The sequence below is a fragment of the Legionella nautarum genome (assembly GCF_001467895.1).
In the GTDB taxonomy this organism is placed as follows: Bacteria; Pseudomonadota; Gammaproteobacteria; order Legionellales; family Legionellaceae; genus Tatlockia; species Tatlockia nautarum.
Window position 1 is genome coordinate 43,709 of record NZ_LNYO01000022.1, and the last position, 19,052, is coordinate 62,760.

Sequence of the window (19,052 nt, forward strand, 5' to 3'; positions counted from 1 at the left end):
AACCATTTCCTTAGCTCGGGTTCAAATCTTAATTTCGAATTTGCCTGTATAAGCTATGCCTTTAGTAATTTATAGACTACATCTCGCATAGTTTCAGTGACTATAAACAAAATTCTCTTGCGAGCCAGCCCTCTCTCCCAAGGATTTTCTTCATTTATAAGCAGACTCTGCATGCTCAATAAGATCCATGCCCAGTTGCTCCTCTTCAGGCTTAGGCCGTATTTCCATAAATCTTTTTAAGAGATACAAAATAACTGCCGCGCCAATTGTGCTTGTCGCAATGACGGCAATGACGGCAACTAGTTGCATAAGAAAGAGGTGGAAATTTCCGTAAATTAAGCCATCAGCTCCCGTCTTATTGACTGCCTTAGTTGCCAAAATACCTGTCATTAGTGCGCCAGTAACTCCTGCTATCCCGTGACAAATGAAGACATCGAGCGTATCGTCAATTTTTCGTAGAATTTTTAAACGATGGACAACGAAGAAATAGCAAATTATTGCCCCGATCATACCGATTAATAAAGAGCTCATTGGTGTAACATAGCCTGCTGCCGGAGTAATAGACACCAAACCAACCACAGCAGAGGTCGCGGTTCCTACTGCTGAGGCAGGCACACCACGTATCCAATTTAACAAGGTCCAGGTAAAGATCGAGGCTGAGGCAGCAAGTGTCGTAGTGACAAAGGCGAGACAAGCTATTTCGTTGGCAGCTAGGGCCGAACCCGCATTAAAGCCATACCAACCAAACCACAGTAAGGAAGCACCTAAGATAACAAAAGGAATATTATGAGGTACCTCACCGCTTAGAAAATCGGAAGAATCTTTATGAGCCGGCAAGCGGGGGCCTAGGACTATTGCAGCGGTTAGTGCTGCAAAGCCAGCGTTAATATGCACAACGGTACCACCGGCAAAATCGATTGCTCCCAAGGCCGCAATCCAACCGTCAGGTCCCCAAACCCAATGAGCAACTGGCACATAGACAAAAAGACTCCAGAGGGCAATGAAGATAACAAAAGGTTTAAATTTTGCACGACCAACAATCGCCCCAGCAATAAGCGCGGGCGCAATAACAGCAAACATCATTTGAAACGCTATAAAGGCATAAGTAGGAATTGTATCGTGAGTCGCCTTCTCTAAGCCTGTTAAACCGGCCCAATGGAAACTACCAATGAAATGGTTTCCCGGCGAAAACACCAAACTAAAACCAATGAGGACCCATAAAATAGGGATAACTGCGCAGCAGATAAAGCACATGCTAATCGTATTAACAGCACTGCGGTTAGACACCAACCCCGAATAGAAGAAGGCAACGCCGGGGGTCATAAGAAGAACCAGGGCAGTAGAAATTAACACCCAAGCTGTATCACCAGAATTCACCATAATTATTCCCCGTTGAACTGTTACACAGAACTAATTCACAATAAGGTAAACAATTCCTTTATGACTCACTCTACAACTGTTGTTCTTCTTTTCAAAAAGCTCGCCCTTGCAGCACATTGCTATCGTATAACTTGATTATTAGCACATTGAAAGGCGAATTCAAATAACACAACAACCCGATATTTTGATTAATATTAACAAGTATAGATTGTCCAAAAGTCGGCGGTAAAAATAGCTGATTCGTTATTATTCTTAGGTTAACAGCAAGAGCTAAAGTATTGCTTTAGAGAACTCTGGTTTTCTTTATGCTATCATCTGCCGCGATTAGATTCTTACACTTAAAGCGAATCCCTTTATCTAACTAACTGCTAATGAGAACTATTTTGCTTAAGAACTATTTTTTACTGCTATTCTTTTTTCTTTTTATCAATAACAGTTTTGCGCAAAAACGAGAAATTGCAATTACCATCGATGATCTACCTTTCGTCGGAGAAAGTAAAAATTTTCATCTGGATATGATTATCAACGCCATTAAAACAAACGAAGTTCCTGCAACAGGCTTTGTGATTGCCGGCCAAGTTGCTGCAAACAATTGGCAAACTCTGCATAAATTTCGTGAAGCAGGTTTTGGATTAGGCAATCATACGCTTTCGCATACTAATTTGAATAGAGTAAATAGCGACGCCTACATTCATGAAATTGAAGCCGCGGATAAAATCTTAGCGCCAGTTCTTACCGAACCTAAGTATTTTCGTTATCCCTACTTGGCAATGAGTGACGGAGCGAAAAAATCTAAAGTTCTTGATTATCTTGCCACCAAAAACTATCAGGTCGCCCCGATTACTATTGACAGCCGCGATTTTGTTTTTAATCAACTATTATTAGGTGTACAGCAAAACGAGCGTCGTAATTTTCTCGCTGTTTTAAAGCCTTGCTACCTTAATTTTATCTGGCAACAGACTTTAAAAGCTGAGGAACACAATCGCCTAGCCCATAAACCAGAGCAAGCACAAATTTTGTTAATCCATGCCAATCTCTTAAATGCCTATGTTTTACCTGATCTTATTAATCTTTATAAACAAAATGGTTACAGCTTTGTGAGCTTAGGGGATGCCTTAAAATCGTTCGAGGAAAACGCTCCAAAACTTGCTAAAAAAGGAAGATCTTCCACAGATTCACTGATTGAGAAATTTTTAGTCTGGGATTAATTTTTTTGCTTAGATAGCCAATGCTCTAAATAAATTTTTGTTTTTTCTACAGTGCTGATGAGTTGTTGGTACAGTTCTTCCAACAAAATAAAATGTCCCGCTTTACGATATCGCTCAAGAAATTGACAAGCATATTGCATTTTAACGGTGCCACAATAGATTGCCCCGCTTTTCATTTTATGGGCCAAATTTTCAATTTGTTCCCAATTTTTCTCTTGGTAAGCGTTTTGTATACTCAGCAGATCTTCCGGTATTGCTTCAGTACACATGAGGGCTATTAAATCTTTCAAAATTTCCTTACTACCTAGACTTTTAATACCCTTGTCGATATCAAGTATAGGGTAGTCATCCAGGCTAAATAATTGCTCCTCATTATCGGGTAAATCAAGACCCAATTTCCCCTTATTTTGATCCTTAGCCTGCTCATCCCTTTTTATAAATTCGTTGATGAGCTTTTGTAAGGTATGTAAATAAAGAGGCTTCATGATTAGTTTATTCATACCAGCATCTAAACATTGCCGTTCTGTTTCTCCCAACGAGTGGGCAGTCAAACCCACAATAGGCACTGGTTTTTTGTGCAGAGAGGCTTCCCACTCACGAATAAATTGGGTCAATTCACTCCCTGAAATACCCGGCAAACCTAAGTCAGTAATAACTAAATCAAAATCCATTGATTTGATAAGCTGCAAAGCAAACTCACCATCAGGTGCTGAGGAATAAGAATAGCCCGCTTGTTTTGTGAGTGTCTCAGCAATCCTTAAAGCAATAAGATTATCTTCTACCAATAAAATATGAGGTAATTTTTTAGTAGCATCTAAAGAACTCGTCTCTGCCAGATCTTCAGTTCGAACGTTATCTAGATTAGAAACCGTTTCCTTGTCTGGAACAGTAAACGCTAAGCTAAATAAGAAAGTTGTCCCTCCACCAACAGTAGAGCTAAGTTGCAGCTCGCCCCCCAAGAGCTCTACATATCGTTGAGCGATATGTAAACCGACGCCATGTCCCTGGAGTTCATTTTTATAAGAAGGACTAATTCGATAAAATCGATCAAAAACCTTGTTTTGCAAATTTTCAGGAATGCCAATTCCGGTATCAATAATACGAAATTCAATACGACTCATCCCCTTTTCTTCGCCTAATTTTTTTAATTCAATGCTCACAGACCCTTTTTCGGTAAATTTAATCGCATTTCCCAAAATATTTAACAAAATTCGATGTAATTTAATGCGATCACCAACGAGAAACTCAGGTATTCTTTCATCAATTTGACTGTTAAAATCCAGTTTTTTTATCTTCAGCATGGGTAGTTCAAGATGGACAATGTCTTCTATGCTTTGGCGTATATTAAAAATATCTTTATGGACATCAGCTTCGGTGACATTTTCTGCGGAAACCACGTCTAAAACACCATTCAGTAAACTCAACAATTGTTGACCGCTTTCATTCACCCAACGAGCGTATTGTTTTTCCTCTGTTGTTTGCGCTCCCTCTTCAAGCAATTTTGACATCCCGATAATACCACTTAGAGGTGTTCTAATATCATGGCTCATATTAGCAATAAATTCAGTTTTAGCATGATTCGCTATTTCAGCTTTATCTTTGGATTTTTCTAAGGAAATCTCTATCTTTTTTCGCTCAGTAATGTCGTGATAGATACCTAATATTCCAACGACTTTACCATTTTTTGCAAACAGAGGAATTTTACTTGTTAACAAAATAATTTCCCGACCATCCGCTAATTTTTGTGGTTCTTCGATGCCCAATTTGGGTTGCTTGCTTTGTAAAACAGCCAGGTCATCTTCTCTATAAGTATCTCCCTGAGTTTCGCCCCAGGGGAGATCGTAATCGGTTTTACCAATAATATCCTGTGGGGAAGACATGCCCGCTAAATTAGCAAAAAATTTATTGCAGCCAAGAAAAACGGAGGCTGTATTTTTCCAAAAAACTGCAGCAGGTAATTGGTCTACCAGATCACGTAAAAATTTTCGCTCATTCCAATAAGCGTCTTCTTTCACTTTAGGGCTCACTTTTAGCAAATCAGTTGGTGAATATTATCCTTTTTAATTACCCTGAGCTAATCAAGGTTTAAATTGAGGAGCATTTTGTGAGCTTTCTGCCTTAGCTTCACTTTCTTTAAAATAGGATGCCTTCATTTTCTCAGAAAAGAAATACTTTTTTAACTGATCATTAAAAGAAGATTTTACTCCCATGGTTTCAACAATAGCTTGATCGACTTCTCTTGTTTCTAAAGCAGTTTGCAGTGTAGAGGAGGTATAGCGTTCAAGATAAGAAAGAATCGCTTTTTCTATGTCAGGACTAAAAGGGAGCTTATTTTTTTTAGCCTCTTCTGCAATAGAATGCATATATCTTTTTATCAGTTCAGTAGTTTCTGTTTGTGCATCTATAAAATCAGCTGTTAATTCACCATTTTTGACAAAATAAAATAATTTTATGGCTGGATTGGAAACAACGCCAATTTGTTCTTCTCGCACCCCATAGTAATTTCGTTTATGAAAGCTGCTGTGGGGATTATTTAAATCATCTAATGATAATATACCCGAAGTTTGTACAATCCCATATTTAACATCAACAATTTTTGCTTTAATCATGTCAGGAATATATTCAGCAATACCGACTAACATTTCCTCAGCAACGAGTTTTTTTTCCAAATTCGTCGCTCCGCCATTTAATAGACGCTGAGTTTCTTTATCGACTTCAAGACCATCAAAAACGCCCATGTTTGTCACTTTTGCATAAGTTATCATTCCATAGCCATTTCCTAAATTTGAAAACATACCATGTTGCCCCATGCAAAAAAACATGGAGTTCACTTCTTTTAATGAATCAGGCAACTTAACCACTAATAAGCATTTCAACCGGTTGGTACGTGAGCCAGGGACCATTCTTAAACCAAGCTGGTTGTTTAATTTTTCGATGTCTTGCCAGGTAGAATTAACAATATAATCGGTTTTGAAACTTTCACTAATGCCTGTCACATCGGTCGTTTTGGTTCGTATAATGAAACGAGACTCACCTAGTACACCCTGCTCAATCCCTACTACCTCAGTGTTTTCGTATAGGCTGATATTCGGATGTGCTAGCATTTTCTCTTTTATATCGATTGCAAAACGCTGCCAATCAAATAATCGCTCTGCTGTTTCGACACCTAGAGCCACTTTTTCCATGTTGACATTTTTTTCATATTCATGAGGTTCCAGGATGCGAAAAAACCTATCCGGTGGTCCAAATACTTCATTTGCCGGATCTTCCGCAACAAGCCTTTCATATTCTTTTTGGATAGCAGCATAGGTTTTAAGAATTTCCTCAGGAGATGCGTCTGAATCTATGGTAATAAAATAACGTCCGTGCATTAAAGGATGATTGGGAGCTAAGTTTTTTCCACCGATTAAATAATCGGGGTGTTCACGTTGTACTTGGATACTCGCTCTTAAATACATAAGGGCCGTTTCCACATCGACATAATGGAACCCATGTCCCATTCGTCCGGGATTTCTTCCACTTGAACCAGATCCTAGCGTAAATTTTTCAATTAATTTAACGTTGTAACCACGCTTCGCTAGGGAAAGTGCTGCACCAATCCCTGCTGCTCCGGCGCCAATCACAGTAACCTCGGTCTGGGATTGTTTAGCTCCATCTTCAGTTTTCTCTTTTGCCATTATTTAACTTTTTTACCTCTATGCAATTCATGAAATATCTAGCTATATTTTAGCCGACTAAAGATCAACAAACAAACACGATGGCCATTTAAATCTCATTCAGAGCATAAATTATGTCAGGTAAAGACAGAGGATGGCTAGTAAAACAAGGATTATTAATTAACAGAGACCTATTTACCTTTCGCTAGTTTGAGCTAAAATGGCTTGATTTTTGAGCACCGAAGCAGAAAGGCAAGAGCTAAAAGGTCCTATTCTTTCGAATAGATTCCACTTAACTCGCTTGTCTCAATAACATGATGTTTCATTGCTTTTAATACTTCGTACTTATCTGCCTTAGAACTCAAATTGAGCTTAGTATTAAGCGCATAAAGCCTGAAAAAATAATGATGTGTTCCACTGGGTGGGCAAGGCCCACGGTAGCTCCTTTCTCCCCAACTATTTTTTCCAACCACAGCTCCTGCTGGCGGGGTTGCTGCTTCAGAGAGTAACGAAGTATTAGCGGGGATATTAAAGACGAGCCAATGAATCCAATCGCCTGATGGCGCATCTGGATCATCGACAATTAACACAAAAGACCGGGTATTCGGGGGAGGAAATTGCCAAAACAACGGAGGTGAAACATCTGCGCCTTTACAAGTATAGTGCCGAGGTATCGAACCATTTGCACTAAATGCCGGACTATTCAAAGATAGACTAGCTGCGAAAGCCTCTAAGTTCAAACAGGCTAAAATGATAAAAAGCAACACACCATATTTTTTTTTCATTATTAATTCCCGTGATATATCAAACTAATAACTCCTAATAAGCATAGTATATCTTGAGACTGCTCAAGTACCATAATGAGTACTGTGGGTCGATACTGATCCTAGCTTGTCATCGACTAAGGGATTAAAGAAAAAACTGCTACCCTTTGTTTTACGGTTTACTTTATCCGCTATAGAATGAGTTTGCGCCGACAAAAAAATCTCTTCGTATTTGCAGAACTCGACGTGAAAACTATTAATACGTTCTTTTAGGGCATCAAAAAGAAAATGAATGGCAGAAACTTTATTGAGATCCCAGGGTTTTGCATTTTGTATTTCCTTTATTACCCGAAGAGTGACAACTATATCAAAACCTAGAGCAAGAATGGAGGCGATTTTCTTTAACTCCTTGGATTTATTAATGAAATCCTTAGAAGATTCGCCATCAGAAGCGCTGCAGGGAGTTGCATCGGCTTTTAAAATGAATATTCGCCGCAAAATAACAGCGGAGGCTTCTTGTTCTTCATCAGTTTGCTGGGACTCTGAGCCCTCAACTTGACTGGCTAAGTGGTTAACAAAGTCATTAAATTGTTGGGTCAAAATGGAAAATTCAATCGTATTAAAATTAAAACTGCTTTTTTCATTGGCTGCAGCCAAAATTCCTTGCCAAACTCTCAACTGTTCAGGGAAATTTATTGCAGCATTAGCTTGCAATTGAAGAAGAATTGGAGCCTTTTCACTAAATAAAAGTTGAGAATCATTAATTGGGTAAATTTCTTGCAATTCTGTAATTTTTTTTAGCCTTGTACTTAAAAGATCAACAAAATCTTCAACAAATTGCTGATAATTCTGCTCAGCAAAATTGACGGTATTGAATGAGTCTATACATAAATATTCGGCAAGCTCTTTTCTTATTTTGTCATCAATGAGATCAGCAGGAATTTTTTCAAATACTGCGGTTACAATATCGCTAAGCAAGGCTTTATTTAATCGGCTATCAAATAGTTTTGCCTGCTCAGCAATGGCTGAAAATAAACCTGGTATGAGTTTGTAATTGAGGAAATACCCTTTTGTATATCCTTTTGGATTAAACCATCCTTGATACTCAACCGGATGCAGCAAATCGGTAAGGTTATTCTTATGGCCAAAATAACGAAACGCCGCCCCCCAATCAATACGGGCAAATTGGGTAAAAATGATTTCTTCAATCGATGCAAGATCTAAACAGACCATATTACCGCTATGAACACTGTTATCACCTAAAAAAAATGAAATCATCAACGCGGTAGCCAGCCCAAAATACTGTCCTCCAGTCTGGGTCATTAAAAGATAATAACGGCTGGGGCCAAAAAACATTTCGAAGAGTGGATCACGATCGGAACCACTCCAATAAGACGTTCTGATAATTTTATGTAGCTCAGTGAAGGAAACTTTTGGCTGGATTAGACCATAAGTCTTATCTTCAAATTGAATTAAGTCAGCGCAAATTAGTGAATCATGGTAGATTTTATCAATCAAGCCTCTTGTTTTGAATTCCTCTATTAATCTACCCGCGAGTAATTCAGTAAATAGCTCTTTAATATCATTAGGTTTTTTAATAAAAAACTCTTCACCACTCTCATTGCGGTAAAAACCATCCATCGCATCATGATTTTTACCAGCTTCCTTATCCTTGGTTTTTCTTAGTTCTTTTCCTTCATAAGTAGGCATGGTTTGTTCTTATGCAAAAAGATTCATAATATATCATTTTTACCTTTTTATGATGAACTAATCAACAGGAAAATAAGCACCTTGCCAACAAATCAAACTTCCTATAACTTCTCTTGTTGCGACATAGCCTTGCATTTATTGACAGCATTAACTCTGCATTGTGTTGGACAATCTGTAGGCGTGGATGGAATACAAACGCCATTCATGCAATTTTTTATATTTTGCTCTACACAAGTTTTCATATCAAATTGATAAGGATCCCCCGGTAAATTTGCCAAAGCCATTGTCTGTAGGTTCACCAAGAAAATGAGCATCCCCAACTTAAGGAGCCTTGTAATCATCTGCAAATCCTTATTATTTGTAATCCGATTATAATTTTAGACCTAAACTGGAAGTCTTTTTTTGCGATAAATACTTGAAATTTAATTTCAACATCACCATCTTATTATTAAAGACAATTAATCAATAAGGAGAAACTGATGAGTTCGATAAGACGTGAGTATTTTCCCCTCCAAAAAGATTTTGGAAAAATGTTGGAGAATTTTTTTAGGGGTCAACTGGATGATTCCTCTTTCGTTGATACAGGAAACTGGGCTCCCGCAGTTGACATTAAAGAAGAAAAGGATCGCTTCTTGGTGATTGCTGACATTCCGGGGGTTAAAAAAGAAGATATCCATATTTCTTTGGAACATGATATTTTAACGATTCACGGTTCACGTAGTTTTGAAAAAACTGAAAAAAGAGAAGATTATTCTCGTATTGAGCGCTCTCAAGGCCAATTTTACCGCCGCTTCAGCTTACCTCAAACGGCAGATGACGCAAAAATAAGCGCTAAATACAAACAAGGTGTTCTTGAAATATCAATTCCTAAGAAGAAGGCCGCGCTAGAAAAAAAGATTGATGTAAAAATCGAAGAGTAAAGAGGTTGGGCTTTGCCCCATAGCCGTTAGGCTAAGAAGATTTACCTGGGTCCGTTCGGTATCCCCATGAAATGTGGATCGAAGGAATTATATTAATCTTATCCCGTTCAGTTGAGGAGCACGCATGGCGTGCGTATCGAAAGCTTGAGTTTCTCGAAGGCCTGTCCTGAGGTTCTCGAAGGGAGAGGCTTTTCGCGACACTTCGAGACAGCGCTGCGCGCTTCCTCAGTGCGAACGGAGTTAGATTAAGGAGGTTTTTCTCTATTTTATCTGAGTGCGAACCGAGTCAGATGAAGGAGATTTTTCTCTATTTTATCTGAGTGCGAACCGAGTCGGATGAAGGAGATTTTTCTTTATTTTATCTGACCCCGTTCAGACTGAGGAGGCGTTTACGCCGTCTCGAAGTCTCACATCAGGGTTTGCAAGGCTTCGAGACGGCCTAACGACTCCGCACATCCTGAGGCTCGAAGGACTCAGTGCGAACGCTAGATTATTAGCCAAGAGCTCGAATTAAACTAGATACAGATTAGTCTGACTACTACGGGACTTGACCCAACAAAATCATTTTCTGAAACCCTCTCAAAGCTTGAGCTAACCAAATCCCAACCTACATTTTTAATTATCAGTTGTAATCCCTAGAGCTACTCTCTTATAGTATATTGTTGTGAATACTGTGTTATAAACGCCTTTTGTCTTGATAATCAAGGAATTACTTATGCGGCTCATGATCAGGATATTTATTTGCTTAGGTACATGCATATTAATATCTTGTAATGTTTCGCTGCCTCCACAAGCCCAGCTTAAAAATCTGCAAGCAACACCGAATATGGAACGAGCAGTTAAACGACTTTTAGCAGAAACAAATACCTTTTCGCAGGGCAATTGGCCAGACAAAAGATGGTGGTTAATTTTTAACTCACCCGAATTAAATAAATTAATCGAAGAAGCCTTAGCCAATAACCCTTCTCTTCTCGAAATTAGAAGTCGCATTACCGTAGCAAAACAGGAAGCGATGGTCACCCGCTCTCTCCTGTTCCCACTTGTATTTTTTGATGCAAGTATGACTAGGCAATACTTAAGTAAAAATGGTTTGTATCGAGCGTTTAATCCCAAACTTCATCGCAATGCCACACTGATTGATCTCACTTTATCTTTTACTTATGAATTCGATTTTTGGCACAAAAATCGTAATCTCTTCTGTGCTGCAATTGGTGAAGCCTTAGCTGCTCAAGCAGAAGCAGCCCAAGTGGCGTTAATTACCACAACGTCAATGGCTCAAGCCTACATCGCTTACAGGACAAATTTACTAAGAAAACAGTTATACCAGCAATTATTTACAGTGCGTCAGCGACTTCTGCGGCTGCAAAATTTAGTATTTGCAAAAGGTCTTACTTCAGATTTACCAAGCTTTTCAGCAGAAGAAAATTTTTTCCAAGCCAGACAATTTCTTTCAAGTATTGATACAGAACTCGTTGTCACTAAACATCTGATCAATACTTTGGCGGGACGAAATCCTGATACCCCGCTGCAACTTGATTGCACACTACCGGCCTTACCCCGAGCGCTGATTATTCCTAAAACTCTATCAGTCGACCTGATTGCCCGTAGACCTGATTTAATGGCACAAATTTGGCACGCCAAAGCCCTAGCCTATGAAACAGGCGCAGCAATGGCTGAATTTTATCCTGATGTTAATATTACTGGCTTTATTGGTTTGGAATCGACTCGCTGGACTAAGCTTTTATATAGTTCTAGCGGTAAAACAGGCATTAAACCGGCTATCCATTTGCCAATTTTTACAGCGGGGGCCATTGCTGCTAACATCAATGCAACCAAAGCAAAATTTGATGCGGCCATCTTCGCTTATAACAATTTGTTATTACGCAGCACTCAAGAAGTTCTTGACGTATTAGCGTTTGCCCAAGATGTGTATAAACAGAAAAAGGAACAGACAGAGATTGTTAATTATTCTGAACGGCGTTATAACTTGACTAAATTGAGGCAACAAAAAGGCTTAGATAGCGACTTCGATATGTATTATTATCAGGAAGCAGTTATTGAAAATAAACTGGCCAATGTCAATTTGCTTTACAACCAATACTTAGCCTCAATTAAATTAATTAAGGCATTAGGAGGGGGCTACTGCCAAACAGAGGTTCCTCTGGTGAAGAAAATATGAAGAAAAAACACTCAGCCTCTTTCTTATTCGCCATCCTAGTCGTCTGTCTTTTGCTGTTCTTTTTTTTATATTGGTTATTTGTTTGGCGATTTCAAGCGTTTACCAACGACGCTTACGTGCAAGGCAACCAAGTCTATGTCAAATCCTTGCGTAAGGGCTTTGTCACCGGTGTATATACTGATGATAGTTTTTTGGTAAAAAAAGGACAACTCGTTGTTTCCCTCAATGAAACAGATTCAATTATTGCTTTGGAAAAAGCAAAAAAGAAACTGGCGCAAACAGTTCGGGAAGTCTCTCAAGCCTTTCACGATGTTTTTATTCTGGCTGCCGAAATCGAAGTGAAAGAAGCTGAACTGTTAAAAGCTCAACAAAATTTCAAACATCGCTATGATGTCATTGGTGCGAGAGGAGTTTCTTTAGAAGATTATCAACATGCAGTCGACGATTTAAGAGCCAGCGAAGCGGCATTAAAAAGAACTAAAAATAATTATCAAAAAATGCTGGCTTTTGTACAAGGGACTTCCGTCACTGAACATCCCTGGGTACAAGCTGCCGCTCAAAGCGTCCGCGATGCCTGGGTGCAACTTTACCGCTGTAGAATCTATGCGCCGGTGGAAGGGCTAGTTGCCCAGCGCACCATTCAAGTGGGAATGTGGGTTTCACCCAATGAACCACTGATGTCCATCATTCCTCTGGATCAAATCTGGGTCAATGCCAATTTTAAAGAAACCCAACTTAAAAAAATGCGCATTGGCCAAAGAGCAACCTTTACTTCCGATCTCTATGGTCGAGATGTTGTTTTTCATGGAAAAATTGTCGGTTTACCCGGCGGTGCTGGTAACGTTTTTTCGTTACTGCCGCCTGAAAACCTCTCAGGAAACTGGATTAAAATTGTCCAACGCTTACCTGTACGTATCGCCTTAGATCCCCAGGAGTTAAAGAAACATCCGTTGCGCCTGGGCTTATCGCTTGAAGTCACTGTTGATCTCACTGATCAAGGTGGACTCTTAGTACCAACCACCTTCAACAATTCACCCCGTTATTCCACTGATATTTTTCAATTGGAAGAGTTAGGAGATAAAGAGCTTATAGAAAGTATTATTAAAAATAACCTCGATCCCAATTTACAAGAATTTGCCAGAAATCCGCTTACTATCTCAGATATTAACCTGCGGCAAAAAGGAGTTAACAATAATAGCTCCCCTGAAGAGACGCAGAAAAATGGCATTAAGAAAAAAAAGCCTCAGCAAAATAACCCTAGGAAAAAAAATAATAAACATAAAATGACTAAGCAAAAAATGACTATGCAAGAATGCAAAATACGCACGCGTTAGGAACAAGAAAAAATGGTCCTTTACCTTTTAGTTTTAGCACTAACTGCGGTCGTATTTAATCTTACTTTACCCATCATGGCAGGTCTTTACATCGTCAGTGATTTGGGCGGTAGTTCTTATCTTACTTCTTATGCGGTTAGTTTTTTTTGTATTGGTAATATAATTGGCATTCCTCTTGGAAAACCAGATCATTCAGGCTTAAGCGCCCTCCAACTTTTTGTAGTCTGCTTAACTTTCATGTGTTTTTTTTCATGGCAATGTGCGATAGCAACCGATTATTTTAATTTCGTTTTATTCCGGTTTTTAGAAGGTGTAGCATCTGGACCGTTATTTATTTTGATTACTTACACACTGATTCCTCTTCTAGCACCAAAAAAAAATAAGGCCTTTGTTTTGTCAGTTTTATTAGTTAGTTTTTCCTTAGCGCCTGTGCTTGCTGCTTCTTATGGAGGCTGGATAGCTTACTATCATAATTGGCGCCTTCTTTTCTATTCCAATATTCCTCTCTGTCTTTTTTTAATTATTTGTGTAGGCTACCGATATCGCAAATCTGATAATAAGCGACCAGAAAAACTCCATCTTGATGTGGTTGGTTATTTATTTTATTCCATCGCCATTGTTTTTTTCGGTACTGTGCTAACAACCGGTCAAGAATTAGATTGGTTCCGCTCTTCTCTCATTACCTTTCTAACCATTGCAGGCAGCATTAGTTTTGTCTTTTTTATACTGCGAAGTTGGTCAGCAACGCACCCCATTATTGATATTAAGTTGTTTAAAAACTTCTATTTTTCGCTGGCCATAGTGAACTTATTCCTACTTTTTTCAATTTATTTTGGCATGGTCATTTTACTAGGATTATGGCTGAAACTTTACGTTAACTATACTCCCAATTGGATTGCCTTAATCATGGGAACAATGGCATTCGGAGCCTGGATACCAATCTTGATAAATTACATGCGTTATGATCCACGCTTACCTCTTACAGTCGCTTTGGCTTTTCTTGCTATTTCTAGCTTTTACACCACTTATTTTAATGCAGAAATCAATTTTAATCGCATTGCCTTTTCGCGCATTCTCACTGGTGTAGGATTGGCTGTGTTTTTAGCTCCTCTTTTTCGTTTATGCACTCAAACCGTTCACCCAAAAAAAATTCCCGAAGCGATTTGTCTATTCCATACAGCAAGACTATTTGGCAGTGGAATAGGGGTTTCCTTATTTCTCATTTTATGGCATCGTCGACAAGTCTTTTATCATGAACGTTTGGGGAGCAGTTTAACTGCTTTTTCGCAAAATACGACGCAATTTTTTGAACGGGCAAAATTTTTCAATATCCAAGGAAAACAAGCTTTAGCCCAGTTAAATTTTTATCTACAACGACAAGCCACTGCTTTAGCTCTCGATGATTGCTTTTTTTTAATGGGCTGGATAGTCATAGCGTTGCTTATTTTAGTCGTATTTACTTTTTTCCTTCCGGATCCGGTTTTGTATGACGAGGTAAAACCTTCTGATGAGAACTCAAATTCTAATTCCTCTGCTCATAAGGCATAGAGGATGAATCTCAAGCGATTCGCGCGGCTTACCCGGCATTGTTGCAAATTCTAGTCTTCCTGCCTATGTACCGTGGCTTGTCAGCGGTATTCAGGCGATCTTTTTTCATAGCGAGATCTCTGGATCCCGCGAACAAGTCGAGGGACGTGGGAATATCGAATTAAATGAGTCAAGCCTTGCTTTTTTGCTTCTTAATCACTTAATAACGAACAGCAAGGCTTGACCCCCTAGGCTACATTAAAGTACTTTAAATTAACTAATCTCAGTGGAGCAAAAGATTCGCTGTGAAACAATCCAACTCACAACAAAAATGTAAAACTTCTTTACCCATCCTTATTTTTGTCACTCTCTGTATAGGGGTTGTCTCTGGGCTGGCTGGAATGTTTTTAGCGTTACTGCTGCACTATATTCAACATGTTGCTTATGGTTACACTCATACTTTACAGCACCCAGAAAACTTTCTAGAAGGGGTCTCTGCTGCATCCGGAGAGAGACGAATTTTAGTTCTTAGTTTCTGTGGTTTTCTTGCCGGTTTTGGATGGTGGGCGATTTACCGCTACGGTAAACCTTTAGTCAGTATTGCTCGGGCGATTAAATCAGACAAGCCAATGATGCCGATGTTAACAACAACTCTCAACGCCCTGCTGCAAATTATTACTGTTGCCCTTGGTTCACCGCTGGGACGAGAAGTAGCGCCACGAGAAATTGGTGCAGCATTTGCCTGCTGGCTGGCAGACAAAACCGGTTTAACTGTTAGAGAATCACAAATCATGGTGGCTTGTGGAGCCGGTGCTGGATTGGCCGCGGTTTATAATGTTCCTTTAGGGGGCACCGTCTTTACGCTTGAAGTGTTGCTATCTACACTTAGCTGGTCGGCAGTAATCCCTGCGCTTTGCACCTCTTCCATCGCTACAGCCATTTCCTGGATTGGTTTGGGCAATGAACCGCAATACCATGTACCGAATTACCCATTGAGCCTTTCTTTAATAACCTGGTCAATTATTGTAGGTCCTCTCTTTGGTATAGCAGCCTATTGGTTTCATCAAATTACTGCTGCAGCACGCAAAATTGCTCCTCGTGACGGACGGGTTTTAATTTTATGTATTCTGAATTTCATTATTATTGGGATCTTAGCTGTCTATTTCCCTCAGTTATTAGGCAATGGAAAAGGCCCCATTCAACTTGGGTTTACTGATAATTTGGGTCTGGAGCTCGCCCTAAGATTGTTCATTCTTAGAGTGATTATTGTGTGGAGCAGTTTGCAGGCAGGGGCACAGGGTGGATTACTGACACCGTCACTGGCGAATGGCGTATTAATGGCGATAGTTCTCGGCGGGCTTTGGTCAGTTATCTGGCCTGGGACTCATTCGGGCGCCTTTGCTGTAGTTGGCGCATCCGCCTTTCTTGCAGCAGCCCAGAAAATGCCAATTACCGCCATCGTCCTTACCGCAGAATTCACCGGCATCAATTTTAATTTCCTTGTACCGATTTTATTTGCGGTTACTGGTTCGGTGAGTACCTTTAGTTTTTATGCTAATCGCCAAACTCTCCCCACTTCGATACAAAAAAGCTAAGCTACTTTATTCACGGTCCAACCATTTTTTACCGTCAACTAAACGAGCAGTCATCATACCCGCTACACAATCACCCGTCACATTGAGCATAGTAGCCAGTGGATCAATAATGATACTAATCGCAGCGATGGCAATCAAAACGGAAGGCGGAAACCCATAGACCGTCAAAATTAATAACTCACCGAGCATACCTCCACTAGGAATGGCGCCCATGACAGTGCCCACCAGCAAAGAAACACCCAAAGCAATTAGTAAAACCGAGCTGCCACTAAAATCTAAATGAAAAATTCCGAATAAAAACGCGATCTTAAACATCCCTCCAATCACCGAGCCATCTTTATGAATAATCGCGCCAAGCGGAACCACAGTTTCCACAATTTCCGGAGAAACACGCATTTTCTTGGTTGCTAATAAATTAGCGGGTATGCTGGCTGCACCACTGCAAGTTGCAACCGAGGTAACCATCGGCAAAAATAAATTTTTCCAAAATAATTTTATACCTTCGATTTTACCTGCCAGGTAGGCATAAAAACTAAAGGCCGCAATAAAATAAAGCAAGGAAGAAACATAATAAATGCAAGCGATACGTAGGTAGCTTTCCATTAATTGAGGACCAAGTTCACTCACTAAAACTGCAAAATAAGCAAAAAAACCAATGGGTGCGTAATACATAATGAGCGAGAAAACACGCATAAAAACTTCTTCACCGGCTTGTAAAAAACCAATAAATTTTTTCCCTTTATCATTGGCTGTTGCTGCTGCTAGGCCAACTAGTAATGAAAATACGATTAAAGCCAACATATTTTTGTGTGACAACAAATTAATAAAATCAGGAACGGAAACAATGCCTACAATTTGACTTGATAAACTAGGAGGTGAAAAGGTTTCAGGTATAGTTAAATGCAAAAAAACGCCCTGCCCTGGCGGAAACAGTTTCACGATAAAAAGGGCATACACAGCGGCGACTATTCCGGTAAATAAAAAAACTGCTGTCATGGATAAAATGATCTTCCCTAATTTACCCAAAGATCCTGTGCGCGCAATTGCCGAAGAGACAGAGAAAAAAATGAGTGGCACAATGGCTGTAAAAATCAAATTGAGAAAGATTTCACCAAAAGGTTTTAAATATTGAGTATTTGGCCCTAATATATGACCCACTAAGCCACCTAAGACAATAGAAGAAATCAAAATTAGAGGAAAAGCATAGGATTTAATTGTTTTATATTGAGTCACTACTAAAAATTTCCCTGATAATATTTTATATAGATTTACATAACAGAGTTCAGTGAAAAAGTCACTTCGATTTAATTTTACAGGTCATAAATGCAAAAAATCGCCGCTATTTACGTTGTAAAACCCGAATTTCTCTCCGCACTCTGCGAAGAGCTAGGAGAATTTTCTGATATTCGCGAAGATCTCGTTTTTTCCTCCGTCAAAAAAACAGAACCCTGCTTCGCCCTTGATACTTGGTTGGAACCGCAAATTGTCAGCTTTCAATCCATTTCTGAGGCAGTAAAAATCCTACGCCAAGCTGGAAAATTTTGGTACCTGCACCCGATTAGTCAAATAAGACGCTCGCGCTTAATCGAAGAACAATTACGCAGCTACAGCAGTTTAGAACGTCATTTTCCTCTTCAAGAAGACATCCCAACGATAGGTAGCTTCAGCCTTCTTGATAAAAATACCCTTGTTTATAGCGCAAAACGCAGAAAAAAATGGCCGCAAGGAAAATGCTATTTTATTGAAGATAAAATAAACCCACCCAATCGCGCTTATTTAAAGCTGTGGGAAGCCTTAACGCTATTGGGAAAACAACCTAAGAGCGATGAAACGGTACTGGATTTAGGCGCCTCCCCGGGCGGTTGGACCTATGTGGCACAATCTTTAGGAGCTAAGGTCACCGCCGTTGATAAAGCCGAGCTAGCTCCTAAAATTGCAAAGCTTCCCCGTGTTCATTTTTTGCAGCAGAGCGCATTTGCTTTAGATCCCGCTCATTTAGACGAAAGCTATGATTGGGTTTTATCGGATGTCATTTGTTACCCTGCTAGGGCCTATGAACTTATTAAGAAATGGATTGCTTCGGGAAAAGCAAAGCAATTGATTTTCACTATAAAATTTCAGGGAGAGGTGGATATAGCAATCATTAAACAATTTCAAGCAATACCGAATTCTTGTATTACTAACCTGTACTATAACAAACACGAAGCCACGTTTTTTTATCCAGCGGCTTAAAAGGAACCTATCAATGAAAAAGCCAATCTGTCGCCAAACTTTGATCAATATGCTATGTTTTCAGGCTCATTTGATATCTAAGGATAAGTATGCGATTGGTCATTAAAACTATGCAATATGTTGTTATTACAGCCTTGTTATTTAGTTTAACCGCCTGTATGAAAACAAAGCCCCTAGGACATGAAATAGCTTCTTATAAAGTGAAGGGGAAGGTATATACACCTCTTAAGTCTGCAAAAGGGTATAAAGCACGAGGGCTAGCTTCGTTTTATAGTAAACGCTTCCATCATCATAAGACCTCTAATGGAGAGCAATACAATATGTATTCTATGACGGCTGCACATCCTACGCTTCCATTTAATACCCGGCTACGAGTTAAGAATGTAAAAAATGGACGAACAGTGGTAGTTCGTATTAATGATCGTGGGCCCTTTTATAATACGCGAATTATCGATCTTTCTTATGCAGCGGCAAGTCGCCTGGGAATCACAAGTTATGCTATGGTAGAAATACAGGCTCTTAATTAGAAATATAAATTTGAGCATGT

Annotated in this window: 15 protein-coding genes; 8 read left to right on the forward strand and 7 right to left on the reverse strand. The window is 39.5% G+C overall.

Annotated elements, in window-relative coordinates:
* Nucleotides 1-150: 150 nt before the first annotated feature.
* Nucleotides 151-1,380, reverse strand: a complete 1,230-nt coding sequence (locus Lnau_RS10945; protein ID WP_238585968.1) for an ammonium transporter — start codon at nucleotides 1,378-1,380, stop codon at nucleotides 151-153.
* A gap of 371 nt (nucleotides 1,381-1,751) precedes the next feature.
* On the opposite strand from Lnau_RS10945, the gene Lnau_RS10950 reads away from it, so the two are divergent.
* Complete coding sequence (locus tag Lnau_RS10950; protein WP_058505188.1) at nucleotides 1,752-2,588, forward strand: polysaccharide deacetylase family protein; 837 nt, start codon at nucleotides 1,752-1,754, stop codon at nucleotides 2,586-2,588.
* On the opposite strand, the gene Lnau_RS10955 is transcribed toward Lnau_RS10950, so the two are convergent.
* The 5 genes from Lnau_RS10955 to Lnau_RS10975 form a co-directional block, all read right to left on the reverse strand.
* Nucleotides 2,585-4,603, reverse strand: coding sequence for a PAS domain-containing hybrid sensor histidine kinase/response regulator (locus tag Lnau_RS10955; RefSeq protein WP_162263195.1), 2,019 nt, complete (start codon nucleotides 4,601-4,603; stop codon nucleotides 2,585-2,587). The genes Lnau_RS10950 and Lnau_RS10955 overlap by 4 nt on opposite strands.
* A gap of 63 nt (nucleotides 4,604-4,666) precedes the next feature.
* Nucleotides 4,667-6,265: an FAD-dependent oxidoreductase gene (locus Lnau_RS10960; protein ID WP_058505190.1), complete on the reverse strand. Its 1,599-nt coding sequence runs from the start codon at nucleotides 6,263-6,265 to the stop codon at nucleotides 4,667-4,669.
* A gap of 248 nt (nucleotides 6,266-6,513) precedes the next feature.
* A complete protein-coding gene (locus Lnau_RS10965) occupies nucleotides 6,514-7,029 on the reverse strand; it encodes a YbhB/YbcL family Raf kinase inhibitor-like protein (protein WP_058505191.1) in 516 nt (171 codons plus the stop codon).
* A 63-nt stretch (nucleotides 7,030-7,092) separates the two neighbouring features.
* Nucleotides 7,093-8,718: a hypothetical protein gene (locus Lnau_RS10970; protein WP_058505192.1), complete on the reverse strand. Its 1,626-nt coding sequence runs from the start codon at nucleotides 8,716-8,718 to the stop codon at nucleotides 7,093-7,095.
* A gap of 101 nt (nucleotides 8,719-8,819) precedes the next feature.
* Complete coding sequence (locus tag Lnau_RS10975; protein WP_058505193.1) at nucleotides 8,820-9,059, reverse strand: hypothetical protein; 240 nt, start codon at nucleotides 9,057-9,059, stop codon at nucleotides 8,820-8,822.
* Nucleotides 9,060-9,197: 138 nt separating this feature from the next.
* On the opposite strand from Lnau_RS10975, the gene Lnau_RS10980 reads away from it, so the two are divergent.
* The 5 genes from Lnau_RS10980 (at nucleotide 9,198) to Lnau_RS11000 (ending at nucleotide 16,273) form a co-directional block, all read left to right on the forward strand.
* Entirely contained in the window at nucleotides 9,198-9,638 is a 441-nt protein-coding gene (locus tag Lnau_RS10980) for an Hsp20/alpha crystallin family protein (protein ID WP_058505194.1), read from the forward strand.
* Nucleotides 9,639-10,362: 724 nt separating this feature from the next.
* Nucleotides 10,363-11,817 (forward strand): efflux transporter outer membrane subunit, encoded by a 1,455-nt coding sequence (locus Lnau_RS10985; protein WP_274520278.1) that lies wholly within the window; start codon nucleotides 10,363-10,365, stop codon nucleotides 11,815-11,817.
* Nucleotides 11,814-13,151 carry an HlyD/EmrA/EmrK family protein gene (locus Lnau_RS10990; RefSeq protein WP_083503828.1) on the forward strand — a complete coding sequence of 446 codons (1,338 nt, stop codon included), beginning with the start codon at nucleotides 11,814-11,816 and terminating at the stop codon, nucleotides 13,149-13,151. The genes Lnau_RS10985 and Lnau_RS10990 overlap by 4 nt, the downstream gene beginning before the upstream one ends.
* 12 nt (nucleotides 13,152-13,163) lie before the next feature.
* Nucleotides 13,164-14,699, forward strand: coding sequence for an MFS transporter (locus tag Lnau_RS10995; protein ID WP_058505196.1), 1,536 nt, complete (start codon nucleotides 13,164-13,166; stop codon nucleotides 14,697-14,699).
* Nucleotides 14,700-14,983: 284 nt separating this feature from the next.
* A complete protein-coding gene (locus Lnau_RS11000; RefSeq protein ID WP_058505197.1) occupies nucleotides 14,984-16,273 on the forward strand; it encodes a chloride channel protein in 1,290 nt (429 codons plus the stop codon).
* 6 nt (nucleotides 16,274-16,279) lie between these two features.
* Here Lnau_RS11000 and Lnau_RS11005 read toward each other — a convergent pair whose 3' ends face one another.
* A complete protein-coding gene (locus Lnau_RS11005; RefSeq protein WP_058505198.1) occupies nucleotides 16,280-17,506 on the reverse strand; it encodes a dicarboxylate/amino acid:cation symporter in 1,227 nt (408 codons plus the stop codon).
* 90 nt (nucleotides 17,507-17,596) lie between these two features.
* On the opposite strand from Lnau_RS11005, the gene Lnau_RS11010 reads away from it, so the two are divergent.
* Complete coding sequence (locus tag Lnau_RS11010) at nucleotides 17,597-18,505, forward strand: SAM-dependent methyltransferase (protein WP_058505199.1); 909 nt, start codon at nucleotides 17,597-17,599, stop codon at nucleotides 18,503-18,505.
* 89 nt (nucleotides 18,506-18,594) lie between these two features.
* The gene (locus Lnau_RS11015; protein ID WP_058505200.1) at nucleotides 18,595-19,032 is read left to right on the forward strand and encodes a septal ring lytic transglycosylase RlpA family protein; all 438 of its coding nucleotides are present in this window, start codon (nucleotides 18,595-18,597) and stop codon (nucleotides 19,030-19,032) included.
* Nucleotides 19,033-19,052 lie beyond the last annotated feature (20 nt).